Consider the following 13,760-nt stretch of genomic DNA (forward strand, 5'->3'; position numbering starts at 1 on the left):
GCACCCACGCTGTCATGCCCCGCGAAAGCGGGGCATCCAGTACTCGGTGCGGTTGGTTGGCCCAAGCGGGGCCGCGGCGTGCTGGATCGTCCGCCTTCGCGGACAATGACAGCGGTGTGGTTGAGAGACTTCCCGCCTCGTGCGCACGCCGAAAGCGCAAACGCCCTACCGCTCCAAGATCGCCCTTGCCGTCGCCTCGTCCGTGATCAGGCCGTTGATCAATCGCCCGTTCATCGCGGCCGCGATCGCCGGCACCTTGGCGGCGCCGATCGCGGCGCCGATCGTCGTGGTCTTGGCCGGGACTTCCGGCGGGATGCTGGTCAGGCGCTTGTTGGTGCCGGATTTGAGCAGGCGACCGTTGGAATCATAGGCCCAGCCGGTGATCTCGCCGATGGCACCTAACCGCATCATCTCGAACAATTCATCGCGGGTGACGAAGCCATCGACATGGACCTGCGCCTTCTGGTCCATCTGGCCGATGCCGACGAGGCGAAGGTCCGCCTTGGCCGCGACCGCCTTCACCTTGGCGATCGGCTCGATGCGGACCATCTTGTTGCGCTCGTCCTCGGACGACATCAGGAACGGCAACGGCATCGGATAATGCCGCGCGCCGGTGCGGTCGGCGAGCCGGCCGACGGTGTCGTAGAAGCTCGCCGAGCCGTCGGCGGAGATGTTGCCGACCAGCGAGACGATCTGATGATTGGGCCGGTCAATCGGCGTAACGCGCTCGACCGCGGCGCGCACCGCCCGTCCGGTGCCGAGTGCGACGATGACCGGCGTCTCCGAGCGCAGCGTGGAATCGAGCAGGTTGGCGCAACGCTCGGCGATGCCCGCGGTAGCCTGCGGCGCCGCAGGGTCGGCCGGCACCACCTCGCAATGAACCAGATCAAAGCGCTGGTTCAGGCGCGCCGCCAGTTCCATGCAGGCGGCGATGGGATGCTCGAGCCGAAACGTGATCAGCCGCTCGGCGAGGCAGAGCGAGACCAGCCGCTGCGCCGAGGCACGCGAGACCTGGAGCATCTTTGCGATCTCGTCCTGGGTATGACCGGCAATGAAATAGAGCCAGCCGGCGCGCGCGGCGTCGTCGAGCCTCGATTTCTCATTCTCGGCGGCCATGGCAGGCGTCAGACGTCCTTCCAGAAATCGCTCATGCGCTCGAAGACCCGATCGGCCCCGGCGCCCGACAATATAGCCTGCCCGTCCCGGGTGCTGTAATGGCCTCCGCCAACAAATCCCCAGACAGTCATGCCCGCCGCCTTGCCCGCCTGCACGCCGCTGACGCTGTCCTCTATCACCAATGTGCGCGCGGGCGGTATGCGCATCTTCTCGGCCGCGTGGAGGAAAAGGTCGGGCGCCGGTTTGCCGCGCTTGACCATCTGCGCCGTGTAGATGCGATCGTCGAACAGCGGCTTGAGGCCGGTGACGTCGAGCGAGAGCGATACGCGGTCGATATCGCTCGACGAGGCCACGCAGAACGGCACCGTCAGGTCCGACAGCACCGCCCCAACCCCGGGGATCGGTTCGAGCGAGGCGGCAAACGTCTCGAGCACGCGCGACTTCAATCGCGGCAGGAAGCCGTGCGGCACGGTTTGCCCGAGATCGTGATAATGCTGCTCGATCGCCTTGGTGCTCCGCCCGAGAAAGAGTTCGAGCGCCTGCGCCTCACTGAGCGCGAAGCCGGATTCGGCCAGCACTTCGGACAGGCAGCGGCAGCTCAACAGCTCGCTGTCGACGAGCACGCCGTCGCAGTCGAAGATGATCAGATCGGGTTTCAGCCGGCCCTGGTGCATCCAGCCATTCGATCATATACCCAACTGACGAGCAATAGCTCAGCTGGGGCAAGCCCTCGCGGCGCGGTCTGCGCCTCAATGCGCCACCTGCCGGTCGATCGCCGGCAACGCTTGATGTTGCCGAGGATACGCAGCCGCCGCGGCGGAACAGCGTCGGCAAGTAGGATTGCGCCAATTGCGCCACCCAGATCATGGTATCACCAGAGCGCTTTGGCTCACTGCCCGAACGCGGTAAGGTTCGCGACCGCACACGACCCAATGAGTTTGCCATGCCTGAGATCATCAATCTTGGTGCGCTGCAGCTAATCTTTCTGCGGAGCAAGGACGACACCGACGGCAGCCTCGATCTGTTCGAAATGACCCTCCAACCGAACGCGCGCATGCCGATCCCTCACTATCACGATCGCTGGGACGAAACGATCTATGGACTCAGCGGCATCTCGACCTGGCGGATCGACGGAACGGAGGTCGACGTGGCGCCGGGCGAGACCGCGTTCATCAAGCGCGGCGTCGTGCACAGCTTCACCAACCGTTCACCCCGGCCGGCGACCTGCCTGTGCACACTCACCCCCGGCGTGCTTGGCCCGCAATACTTCAAGGAAATGGCGGCCCTGCTCACCGCCGGTACACCCGATCCGGCAAAGATGAAGGAGACGATGCTGCGCTACGGATTGGTACCGGTGCTGCAGTCCTGACCGACCGCGAGAATTGGTGGGCATGGGCGCTTTGGCGCCATTTGCCCACTCTACGTTCTTCGCCGCGAGCTTACCGCCGCTGATTGTACACGTCGATGCACACCGCCCCGAGCAGCACCAGGCCCTTGATGACCTGCTGGTAGTCGATACCGATGCCGAGGATCGACATGCCGTTGTTCATCACACCCATGATCATGGCGCCGACCACGGCACCGCCGACGCGGCCCACCCCGCCATAGGCTGAGGCGCCGCCGATGAAGCAGGCGGCAATGACGTCGAGCTCGAAGCCGAGGCCGGCCTTCGGGGTCGCGGTGTTGAGGCGCGCGGCGAAGACGAGGCCGGCGAGCGCGGCGAGCACGCCCATGTTGACGAAGGTGAGGAAGGTCAGCCGCTCGGTCTTGATGCCCGACAGGCTCGCCGCCTTGGCGTTGCCGCCGACGGCATAGATCTGCCGGCCGATCACGGTGCGCCGGGTCACGAAGCCGTAGAGCGCGATCAACGCCGTCATGATGACCAGCACATTCGGCAGGCCGCGATGCGAGGCGATCAGATAGGTGAAATAGAGCACGGCGCAGGCCAAGAGAACGCTCTTGCCCAGGAAGAACGCATAAGGTTCGACCTCAATGCCATGCAATTGCTCGCGCGACCGTCCCTTGGCGCTGGCATAGACCAGGCCGAGCGCGAGCACCGCACCGATCAGCATGGAGGTCGGATGCAGCGTGCCGGCCTCCGGAAGCAGTTCAGGAATGAACCCCGACGACAATTTCTGGAAGGTCGCCGGGAACGGTCCAAGCGACTGGCCCTGCAAGACCGCGAGCGCGAGGCCCTTGAACACTAGCATGCCCGCCAAGGTGACGATGAAGGACGGGATCTTGAAATAGGCCACCCAATAGCCCTGCGCCGCGCCGATGGCGGCGCCAATCAGGAGGCAGGCAATGAAGGCGAGCGTGTAGTCGATCTTGTAGGTCACCATGAGCACGGCGGCCACCGCGCCGATGAAGCCCGCGACCGAGCCGACCGAAAGGTCGATATGGCCGGTGACGATCACCAGCAGCATGCCCAGCGCCATGATGACGATGTAGCTGTTCTGGAGCACCAGATTGGTCAGGTTGAGCGGCTGGAGCAGCGTGCCGCCAGTGACGACCTGGAAGAACAGCATGATCGCGACCAGCGAGATCAGCATGCCGTAGCTGCGCAAGTTGTTCTTGATGAAGCTGCCGTGCCGGCGCTCCTCGGGCAGCGACACCGTCTTGTCGGTCATGGCTGCGATCCTCCAATCTCCGCGGCCGCACGAGCGCCGCTCCCGTTGCTTCTCTTATTGCGCATGATGGCGCGCATGATCTTTTCCTGCGTCGCCTCGGATCCCTGGAATTCCCCGACAAAGGCGCCGTCGTTCATGACGCAGATGCGATCGCAGATGCCGAGCAGCTCGGGCATTTCCGAGGAGATCACGACGACGCCGCGACCGGCTTCCGCCAGTTCGTTGATGATACAGTAAATCTCGTACTTGGCACCGACGTCGATGCCCCGCGTCGGTTCGTCCAGGATCAGCACCTTCGGATCGGTCATCAGCCATTTCGACAGCACCACTTTCTGCTGATTGCCGCCGGAGAGCTGGCCTGTCTCCTGGTAGACGTCGGAGCAGCGGATCCGCATCCGGCTGCGGTAGTCGCTGGCGACCTTGAGCTCGGCGATGTCGTCGATCACACGGCCGGGCGCGACCTGGTCGAGGCTCGCCAGCGTGATGTTCTTGCGAACGTCGTCGGCGAGGATGAGGCCGAGCTGCTTGCGATCCTCGGTGACATAGGCAAGGCCGGCATCGATCGCGGCCGCGACGCTCGGCAGCGTCATCTCCCTGCCCTCGAGCCGGAGGCTGCCGCTGATGGTGGTGCCCCAGGAGCGGCCGAACAGGCTCATGGCGAATTCAGTGCGGCCGGCTCCCATCAGGCCGGCGATGCCCACGACCTCGCCTCGCTTGACACTGAAATTGACGTTCTTGATCACCTTCCGCTCGGGATGGACGGGATGATAGACCGACCAGTTCTCGACGGTGAGCACGGGTTCGCCGATCTTCGCGCTGCGCTCCGGAAAGCGATGGGCAAGATCGCGGTTGACCATGCTGCGGATGATGCGATCCTCCTGGATCGCCTCGGCATGGCAATCGATGCTGTCGACCGTGCGGCCGTCGCGCAGCACAGTGATGTGGTCGGCGACCCTTGCGACCTCGTTCAGCTTGTGCGAGATCAGGATCGAGCCGATACCCTGCTCGCGAAATGTCATCAGCCGTTCGAGCAGCGCGGCGCTGTCGGCCTCATTGAGGCTCGCGGTCGGCTCGTCCAGGATCAGCATCCGCACCCGTTTGGACAGCGCCTTCGCGATCTCGACCAGCTGCTGCTTGCCAACGCCGAGATCGGTGATCAGCGTATCCGGCGATTCCTTCAAGCCAACCTGCGCAAGCAGTTCCCGCGTGCGCCGGTAGACCTCGTCGCGATCGATCACCCCCAACTTCGACGGCGGATGCGACAGGAAGATGTTCTCGGCGATCGACATCAGCGGAATCAGCGCCAGCTCCTGATGGATGATGATGATGCCAAGCGCCTCGGAATCGTTGATGTCGCGGAAGCGCCGCTCCTCGCCCTCGAAGACGATGGTGCCCTCGTAGCTGCCGTGCGGATAGACCCCGCTCAGCACTTTCATCAGCGTCGACTTGCCGGCGCCGTTCTCGCCCACGAGCGCGTGGATCTGCCCGGCGTGAACCGAGAAATTGACGTCGCGCAGCGCCTGAACACCGGCAAAGCTCTTGCTGACGTTGCGCATCTCCAGCATGGCGGTCATCGGATAGTGTGCTTGGAAAGTTCACCGTCGTTCCGGGGCGCCCAAAGGGCGAACCCGGAACCTCGAGATTCCGGGTACGATGCTTCGCATCGCCCCGGAATGACTGAGCAAGACAAGCCTACTGGAACTGCGACTTCTTGTAGTAGCCGCTGTCGACCAGCACCTTCTCCCAATTGTCCTTGTAGACCACGACCGGCTTAAGCAGATAGGACGGCACCGTCTTGACGCCGTTCTCGTAGGTCTTGGTGTCATTGACGGTGACCTGCTTGCCGGCGAGCGCCGCGTCGACCATGTCGGCCGTCACCTTGGCGAGGTCGCGGGTGTCCTTGAAGATGGTCGAATACTGGTCGCCGCGCAGCATCGCCTTGATCGAGGGCACCTCGGCGTCCTGGCCGGAGATGATGGGCATCGGCTGGTCCGCGCTGCCGTACCCGACGCCCTTCAGCGAGGAGATGATGCCGATCGAGATGCCATCATAGGGCGACAGCACGGCATTGATCTTCTTGTTGCCGTAATAGGCGCTGAGCAGATTGTCCATGCGGGCCTGCGCGGTGGCGCCATCCCAGCGCAGCGTCGCCACCTTGTCCATGCCCATCTGGCCGGAGACGACGACGAGCTTGCCGCTATCGATATAGGGCTTCAGAACGCTCATGGCGCCGTTGTAGAAGAAGTAGGCGTTGTTATCGTCGGGCGAGCCGCCGAACAGCTCGATGTTGAAGGGTCCCTTGCCTTCCTTGAGGCCGAGCCCCTGCTCGATCGACTGCGCCTGGAGCACGCCCACCTGGAAATTGTCGAAGGTCGCGTAGTAGTCGACATCCGGCGTGCCGCGGATCAGGCGGTCATAGGCGATCACGGTGATGCCCTTGGCTTTGGCCTGCTTGAGCACGTCGGACAGCGTGGTGCCGTCGATCGCGGCGATCACCAGCGCCTTCGCGCCCTTGGTCACCATGTTCTCGACCTGCGAGAGCTGGTTCGGAATGTCATCCTCGGCATATTGCAGGTCGGTGCTGTAGCCGCGCTCCTTCAGCACCTTGACCATGTTGTTGCCGTCGTCGATCCAACGCGCCGAGGATTTGGTCGGCATGGCGATGCCGACTGTCGCCTTCTGAGCAAAGGCGGCGACGCCTGTGGCCATCGTGGCAGCGCCGGCCAGCGCGAGCGCGAGGAATGTCGTCTTCAGTTTCAGCATGTTTCACTCCCTTTGGGTGTCAGACTGTTCTTTCGTTTCGAGGACAGATGTCGGTTGCTTTGGGTCTCCTATGCGAGCTTGACGTCGGGCTCCGCGCGACCGCGCGCGGACGCCTTCAGCAGAAAGGTGTGGCCTGCTTGCGGATCGGCAGCACGCGTCGCCGTGTCCATGTCCTGCCAGGCGGAGGTGACGAGGAGACGCGACAGATCGGGGCCGACGAAAGCCGGGCAACTCGCCTGCCTTGCCGGCACGCTGAGTGAGCGCAGGCGCTCGCCCTGCGGAGAGTAAACATCGATGCGGCCCGCGCCCCAGCAGGCGTTCCAGATCTGCCCGTCGGCGTCGCACACCGAGCCGTCGAGGCCGCCGATGCCGGTGTGGCGCAGCAGCACCTCCGGCTCGCCGCGCGGCAGGCCGGTCCCGGGATTGAGCGGCACGGCGTAGAGCACGGCCCGCGCGCTGTCGGCGAAATAGCCAATAGCGCCGTCCGGCGAGAAGCAGATCGAGTTGGGAATGCTGATGCGGGGGAACAGCAGCGAGATCTTGCCGCGATGAAACGCGTAGATCGCGCCCGCCTCCGGCTCCGCCTTGCGGCCCATGGTGCCGATCCAGAACGTGCCGGACTGATGCACCCGCGCGTCATTGGAGCGCGTCGTCGGATTGTGGGCTTCGAGCGGGCAGAGCAGCGTCATCGTGCCGTGAGCGAGCTCGCGGACGTAGAGGCCGTCTTCCGCGATGATCAACTGACGCTCGGCGTCGATCCTGCCGAGCGCACTCGCCATCCGGCCGAGCGCATGGACGCGGACGCCACCTCCGCCGAGCTGCGCCTCAAACAGCAGCCCTTCGCGGATGTCGAACCACCAGGCCGTGTCGGTGGTCGCGTCATAGGTTGGCCCCTCGCCGAGATGGCAAGGGTGATCCGAGAGCACAGACGTCGGCACCTCTTCCATCATGGCGTCCTCACCGAAAAGCGATAGAGCGTGTGATGGCGATAGACCTCGCCAGGTGAGAGCCGCGGGCTCGGGAAATCCGGCCGGTTCGGCGCGTCAGGCCAGATGTGCGGCTCCAGGCACATCGCGTCCGACTGCCGGACGAGCTTGCCACCCTTCCCGGAGATCGTGCCATCGAGATAATTGCCGGAATAGACCTGCAGGCCGGGCTGATCGGTGAACAACTCCATGATGCGCCCCGAGTCCGGCGCCTCCAGCCGGGCCGCGAAAGCAAGCTTGCCGTCACGCGCGAGACAGTACGTGTGATCGTAGCCTCTGCCGTTGCGCAATTGCTGATTGCTCTCGCGGATGCGCTCGCCGACCGGCCGTGCTTCGCGGAAGTCGAACGGCGTGCCGGCAACGCGACGCGGCGGCTCCGGCAGCGGAATGGCGGTGGGATCAATCGCAAGAAAATGCTCGGCGGCGACCGTCAGCTCATGATCAAGGACGGGCGTACCCGACGTCGCACCCTCCAGATTGAAGAAGCTATGGTTGGTGAGGTTGACGATCGTCGGCCGATCCGTGCGGGCCTCCATGCTCAGCGATAGCTCGGTCGGACCGGTGATGCGATAGGTCAGACGCACATCGAGCCGGCCCGGATAATTTTCTTCGCCATGCGGGCTGACATAGGTGAGCGTCACCGCGGGCTCGGCGCTCTCGTTGATCTCCGCGATCTCCCAGAGCTTGCGGTCGAAGCCATCGACGCCACCGTGCAGCGCATTAGGGCAGTTGTTGACGGCGAGCTGCACAGTCTCGCCGTCAAGCGGGAACTGCCCGTTGGCGATGCGGTTGGCGTAGCGGCCGACCGTGGCGCCGAGGAACTTTCGTTCGGCGAGATAACCGGCGAAGGCATCGTGGCCGAGCACGACATCGTCATAGCCGCCCTTAGCGTCCGGCGCGATCAACGCCTGGATCACCGCGCCGTGGGTGATGATGCGCGCTTCGAAGCCGCCCTCCCCGCGCAGCACGACGCGTTCGACCGCGCGACCATCCGGCAGTGCTCCGAAAACGTCTCTTGTGATTCGCGAGCCAGCCATTGTCAGTCCACAAATGGTTCGACGATCGACCGCTTGCCGAGCAGGAAGGCATCGGCGACGAGACGCAATGGCGCCAGGTCGACATCGCTCGCGCCGGTCGCAGCGAGATTGACGAAGCGCCGGTACAGCTCCCGATATTCCTCATCGGGCGCCTCGGCAATGGTCTTGCCGTCGATCGCCATCCGCCTGCCGCCACCGGACAGCGTCAACCGGCCCTGATCGGTTTCCACGAGGATATCCCAGCTCTGCGGCCCGGTCTGGCGGAAGTCGAATTCGGCACTGACGGCCAGGCCGTCGATATCGGTCAGCGTCAGGTTCGCCGCGATCGGTGCCTGGCAGTTGGCCGGAAAGGCCAACTCGGCCGCGGTGACGAACACGGGTTGCGGGAGGATTTTGGTCAGGATCGACAGCGCATTGATGCCGGGATCGAACACGCCGAGGCCGCCCGGCTCCCAGATCCAGCCCTGCCCGGGATGCCAGACGCGGACGTCTTCCTTCCAGCTGATGTGCACGGAGGCGATGCGGCGCTCGGCGAGCCATTGCCGCGCCGGCTCGACGGCCGGCGCGTAGCGCGAATGCCAGGTTGCAAACAACGTCCGCTTCGCCTCCGCTGCCATCGCGATCAGCGGATCGAGCTCGGCGACGCCGGTGCCGGGCGGCTTCTCCAGCATGACATGCTTGCCGGCGGCGAGCGCCGCGGCCGCCTGGGCGCGGCGCACCTGCGGCGGCGTGCAGAGCGACACTGCGTCGATCGGCGGCCCCTTCTCCAGCAATTCCTCGATGGTGGCGAAATGCGGCAGCCCCGGTAGCGAGGCGTTGCGGCTGGCGACAGCCGCGAGCGTCGCATCCGGTGTCGCGGCGATTGCATCGAGGTGCTGGTCGCGCGCGATCTTGCCGAAGCCAACAATGGCGATGCGAAGTTCGGTCACGCTTGCTCTCCAGTATTCGCAGATGGCAGCGGATCCGCCGGCGCGGCCTCGATCACAGTGTGTTCGTGCCGGCTCATGCCGTTGTGAATGACGTAGACCATCGCCTCCGAGGCGCCGTCAGCATCGCCTGCCGCAATGGCATCGACGATCTTTTGATGCCAGAGCAGCACGGTGTCGCGGTCCTCCGGCGCGACCGGGGCGCTCAGCAGGAACGAGGCGCGCAGCGCTGCCTCGATGACATGCCCGATCGAGCGCATGAACAGATTGCCGGAGGCGCGCGCCACCCCAACATGGAGCGCGAGGTCGGCATCGGCAAAGCCGACGGAGTCCGACGCTTCAAGCCGCATGCGATCCATGCAGCGACGGAGCTCAGCGACGTCGTCTTCGGACCGGTGCATAGCTGCGAGAACGGCGGCGCGCGGCTCGACGGCGAGACGGATCTCGGCGAGGTCGTTGAGGAAGCGCTTGTCGATGCCGGCGTCCAGATGCCAGGCCAGCACGTCGGCGTCGAACATGTTCCAGGCGCCGCGCTCGCGCACGACGGTGCCGACGCGCGCCTTGGTGGTGAGCAGCCCCTTGGCTACCAGCGTCTTGACGCTCTCGCGCAGGACCGGCCGCGACACGCCGAACATCGCGATCATCTCGGCGTCACCGGGCAGCCGCGTCCCCTCCGCATAGCGGCCAGCGATGATATCGACGCCGATCGAGCGGGCCACCTCCGCATGATTGGAGTGGGCCCGCCGCGTCGGGATGACGACGATGCGCGAGGTCATGAGGTTGCTCCTGCACTCTTCCTCACCGGCCGTCGTGCCAGCGCGACCAGTCCCTGCTGCAAGGCGATGAAGGCGAACAGCAGAATGCCGGTCGCGATCTTGGTCCACCAGCTCGACAGCGTGCCGTCGAAATTGATGTAGGTCTGAATCAAGCCCTGGATCAGCACGCCGAGGAAGGTGCCGATCACCGATCCCTGGCCGCCCGTGAGCAGCGTGCCGCCGATCACGACGGCCGCGATGGTATCCAGCTCGACGCCGACCGCGGAGAGCGAATAGCCGGCGCTGGTGTAGAAGGAGAAGACAATGCCGGCGATGCCAGCGAGCAGGCTCGACAGCATGTAGATCTTCACCGTCATCTTGCCGACCGCAACGCCCATCAGGCTCGCGGTGGCCCGGCTGCCGCCGAGCGCATAGACATTGGCGCCGAACCGGGTGAGATGCAGCAGCAGGGCGCCGCCGATCACGATCACCAGCATGATGATCGCGATGGCCGTCAGCCGTCCGCCGCCGGGCATCCGCAGCGCGAAGTCCGACACGGTCGAGTAGACCGGCGCTGTGATCGGCACCGATTCCGTCGAGAGCAGGAAGCTCGCACCGCGCGCGAGGAACATGCCGGCGAGCGTGACGATGAAGGGCGGCAGGTCGAAGACATGGATCACGGCACCCATTGCAGCCCCGAACCCTGCCGAAAGCAGGAGGATGGCGGTGAAAGCGACCAGCGGCGGCACGCCCCAGCGCTCGATAGCCAGCGCCACGAACACGGTCGTGAAACCGATCACCGAGCCGACCGAAAGATCGATGCCGCCGGAGATGATGACGAAGGTCATGCCGGTCGCGACGATGCCGAGAAAGGCGTTGTCGGTGAGGAGATTGCCGACCACGCGGGTTGAGGCAATGTTGGGGAATTGCATCGCGCAGAGCGCAAAGCCGGCGACCAGCACGATGGCGGTGATGAGGACGGGCGGCAGGCCTTTCATGCTTTGGACCTCCGCAGTCGCGCGGCTGTCCCGGCAATGCCGGCGAATTTCGGCGATTGCAGCAAGAGCACCGCGAGCACCACCACCGCCTTGACCAGCAAATTGAACTCCGGCGGATAGCCGGACAATAAGATGCCGGTGTTCATGGTTTGGATGATCAGCGCACCCAACACGGCCAGTACCAGGCTGAAGCGGCCGCCGAACAGCGAGGTGCCGCCGATCACGACCGCGAGGATGGCGTCGAGCTCGAGCCAGAGGCCGGCATTGTTGGCATCCGCACCCATGATATCAGCGGCTGCAATCACGCCGGCGAGCGCGGCACAGACGCCGCACCAGACATAGACCGACAATATCATGGCGCGCGTGCCGACGCCGGCGAGCTCGCTCGCCCGCGCATTGCCACCGGTCGCCTCGATCAGCAGCCCCAGCGCCGAGCCGCGCACCACCGCGCCGGTGAGGATCAGCATGCCCAAGGCGATCGCGACCGGCACCGGCAGGCCGAGCACAGCGCCATTGCCGAGCCACACCAAATCGGGCGAGGAGAAAGTTACGATGCGCCCCTCGGTAATCAGCTGGGCGATGCCGCGGCCCGCCACCATCAGGATCAGCGTCGCCACGATCGGCTGCATGCCGAGCACGGCGACGAGGAAGCCGTTCCAGAGGCCGCAGACGAGTCCGGCACCAAGCGCAGCCCCCAGCACGATGGGCAGACCATGGCTGTCGGCGAGGCTCGCCGCAATCGCGCCCGAGATCGCCATGACCGCGCCAACCGACAAATCGATGCCGCGCGTGGCGATCACCAGCACCATACCGAGCGAGAGCAGCGCCACCGGCGTGCCGCGGTTGAGCACGTCGATCAGGCTGCCGAACAGCCGGCCGTCCTGAAGACGCAGGTCGAAGAATTGCGGCGACACCACGCGATCGACCGCCAGGATAACAATCAACGCGAGGATCTGGGCAAGGCCGCGGCGCGGCAACAGCGCTGTCATGCCCGCCCCTCATGCGCGATCGCGGCGCCATCGGCGGCGATGGCCGCGAGAATGTTGCCGACGTCGATCGCCTCGCCCGCGAGCTCCTCGACATGGGCGCGGTCGCGCAGCACCACGACGCGGTCGGAATAGGTCACGATCTCATCGAGCTCAGAGGAGATCACGAGCAGTGCCAGCCCGTCGTCGCAGAGTTCACGGATCAGGCGGATGATCTCGGCATGCGCGCCGACATCGATGCCGCGGGTCGGCTCGTCCAGCACCAGCAGGCGCGGCGAGGTCGCAAGCCAGCGCGCCAGCAGCACTTTCTGCTGATTGCCGCCGGAGAGCAGGCCGACCGGGCGTTCGGCATCTGCCGGGCGGATGTCGAGCATCTTGACGTAACGACGTGCGATCTCGTCCTGCTCGCGGCGCGACAGCGGCCGATGCAGCCCGCGCTTGGCCTGGAGCGCGAGCACGATGTTCTCGCGCACGCTGAGCTCGGCGACGATACCGTCGGTCTTGCGCTCCTCCGGGCAATAGCCAAAGCCGTGGCGGACACCGTCGCGCGGCGACTGGAGCCGCACCGGTGCGCCCTCCACCTTCGCCTGGCCGCGATCGGCGCGTTCGGCACCGAACACCAGCCGCGCCGTCTCGGTCCGGCCCGAGCCGAGCAGGCCGGCGAGACCAACGACCTCACCATGACGCAGCTCGAGATTGAACGGCGCGACGTAGCCGGCTTTGCCGTAATTCTCGAAGCTCGCGCAGATCTCGCGCGCTCTGTGCTCAGTGGCAGACGCCCGCGCGCTGGTGGTCTCGGCCAGCTCGCGGCCGAGCATCATCCGGATCAATTCCAGCCGCGGCAGCGAAGCGGTTTCGCGCTCGCCGACCAGGCGACCGTTGCGCAAGACGGTGACGCGGTCAGAAATCTCGTAGACCTGGTCCAGGAAGTGGCTGACAAAGACGATACCGATGCCACGTTTGGCGAGCTGGCGCATGATGCCGAAAAGGATGTCGACCTCGTGGCGGTCCAGGCTCGCGGTCGGCTCGTCCAGGATCAGCACGCGCGCGGAGAGATCGACGGCCCGCGCGATCGCGGTGACGTGTTGCACGGCGACAGAATAGCTGCCGAGCGGCGCGGCGACATCGATGTCGAGGCCAAAGTCCGCCAGCAAGGCGTTGGCGCGGCGACGCATCTCGCCCTCGCGGACAATGCCGAAACGCATCGGCTGGCGGTCGAGAAACAGATTTTGCGCCACCGAGAGGTTCGGCAGCAGGTTGACTTCCTGGTAGACGGTGGCGATGCCGGCCTGAAGCGCCGCCTTGGCCGAGCGCGGCGCGACCTCTTCACCGCCGAGCCTGACGATGCCGGTATCGCGCGGGAACACGCCGGTCACCGCCTTGATCAGCGTGGATTTGCCGGCGCCGTTCTCGCCGAGCAGCGCATGGATCTCGCCGGCGCGAAGCGTGAAGTCGACCTCCTGCAACGCTCGCACAGCACCGAAGCTTTTGCTGATCCCGCGCACCTCCACAAGGGCCGGAGCAGGATCGGGGCTGTTTTCCATGACAACGTCACTCCCGGCA

The 13,760-nt window shown here is 65.3% G+C and carries 13 protein-coding genes; 1 reads left to right on the forward strand and 12 read right to left on the reverse strand.

Features of this window, described 5'->3' with window-relative positions; all coding sequences use genetic code 11:
• Nucleotides 1-165 precede the first annotated feature (165 nt).
• Nucleotides 166-1,116: a sugar-binding domain-containing protein gene (locus IVA78_RS12965; RefSeq protein WP_247465514.1), complete on the reverse strand. Its 951-nt coding sequence runs from the start codon at nt 1,114-1,116 to the stop codon at nt 166-168.
• 8 nt (nt 1,117-1,124) lie between these two features.
• Nucleotides 1,125-1,790: an HAD family hydrolase gene (locus IVA78_RS12970; RefSeq protein WP_247278220.1), complete on the reverse strand. Its 666-nt coding sequence runs from the start codon at nt 1,788-1,790 to the stop codon at nt 1,125-1,127.
• 269 nt (nt 1,791-2,059) lie between these two features.
• Between IVA78_RS12970 and IVA78_RS12975 the strand changes: the two genes are divergently transcribed.
• Complete coding sequence (locus IVA78_RS12975) at nt 2,060-2,485, forward strand: cupin domain-containing protein (protein WP_247278221.1); 426 nt, start codon at nt 2,060-2,062, stop codon at nt 2,483-2,485.
• 70 nt (nt 2,486-2,555) lie between these two features.
• Here the strand turns inward: IVA78_RS12975 and mmsB are convergent, their stop codons facing one another.
• The 10 genes from mmsB to IVA78_RS13025 form a co-directional block, all read right to left on the reverse strand.
• Complete coding sequence (gene mmsB / locus IVA78_RS12980) at nt 2,556-3,746, reverse strand: multiple monosaccharide ABC transporter permease (RefSeq protein WP_247278222.1); 1,191 nt, start codon at nt 3,744-3,746, stop codon at nt 2,556-2,558.
• Complete coding sequence (mmsA, locus tag IVA78_RS12985; RefSeq protein WP_247278223.1) at nt 3,743-5,320, reverse strand: multiple monosaccharide ABC transporter ATP-binding protein; 1,578 nt, start codon at nt 5,318-5,320, stop codon at nt 3,743-3,745. Before mmsA ends, mmsB begins: the two co-directional genes overlap by 4 nt.
• Nucleotides 5,321-5,438: 118 nt before the next feature.
• Nucleotides 5,439-6,509: a multiple monosaccharide ABC transporter substrate-binding protein gene (chvE, locus tag IVA78_RS12990; protein ID WP_247278224.1), complete on the reverse strand. Its 1,071-nt coding sequence runs from the start codon at nt 6,507-6,509 to the stop codon at nt 5,439-5,441.
• Between the two features lie 68 nt (nt 6,510-6,577).
• Entirely contained in the window at nt 6,578-7,456 is an 879-nt protein-coding gene (locus IVA78_RS12995) for an SMP-30/gluconolactonase/LRE family protein (protein ID WP_247278273.1), read from the reverse strand.
• The gene (locus IVA78_RS13000; RefSeq protein ID WP_247278225.1) at nt 7,456-8,532 is read right to left on the reverse strand and encodes an aldose epimerase family protein; all 1,077 of its coding nucleotides are present in this window, start codon (nt 8,530-8,532) and stop codon (nt 7,456-7,458) included. The genes IVA78_RS12995 and IVA78_RS13000 overlap by 1 nt, the downstream gene beginning before the upstream one ends.
• Before the next feature lie 2 nt (nt 8,533-8,534).
• The gene (locus IVA78_RS13005) at nt 8,535-9,461 is read right to left on the reverse strand and encodes a Gfo/Idh/MocA family oxidoreductase (protein WP_247278226.1); all 927 of its coding nucleotides are present in this window, start codon (nt 9,459-9,461) and stop codon (nt 8,535-8,537) included.
• The gene (locus tag IVA78_RS13010; RefSeq protein WP_247278227.1) at nt 9,458-10,234 is read right to left on the reverse strand and encodes a FadR/GntR family transcriptional regulator; all 777 of its coding nucleotides are present in this window, start codon (nt 10,232-10,234) and stop codon (nt 9,458-9,460) included. Before IVA78_RS13010 ends, IVA78_RS13005 begins: the two co-directional genes overlap by 4 nt.
• A complete protein-coding gene (gene yjfF / locus IVA78_RS13015) occupies nt 10,231-11,211 on the reverse strand; it encodes a galactofuranose ABC transporter, permease protein YjfF (RefSeq protein WP_247278228.1) in 981 nt (326 codons plus the stop codon). The genes IVA78_RS13010 and yjfF overlap by 4 nt, the downstream gene beginning before the upstream one ends.
• Complete coding sequence (locus IVA78_RS13020) at nt 11,208-12,200, reverse strand: ABC transporter permease (protein WP_247278229.1); 993 nt, start codon at nt 12,198-12,200, stop codon at nt 11,208-11,210. The genes yjfF and IVA78_RS13020 overlap by 4 nt, the downstream gene beginning before the upstream one ends.
• Nucleotides 12,197-13,741, reverse strand: a complete 1,545-nt coding sequence (locus tag IVA78_RS13025; RefSeq protein WP_247278230.1) for a sugar ABC transporter ATP-binding protein — start codon at nt 13,739-13,741, stop codon at nt 12,197-12,199. The genes IVA78_RS13020 and IVA78_RS13025 overlap by 4 nt, the downstream gene beginning before the upstream one ends.
• Between the last annotated feature and the right edge of the window lie 19 nt (nt 13,742-13,760).

This window comes from Bradyrhizobium sp. 137, assembly GCF_023074095.1.
Taxonomy (GTDB): Bacteria; Pseudomonadota; Alphaproteobacteria; order Rhizobiales; family Xanthobacteraceae; genus Bradyrhizobium.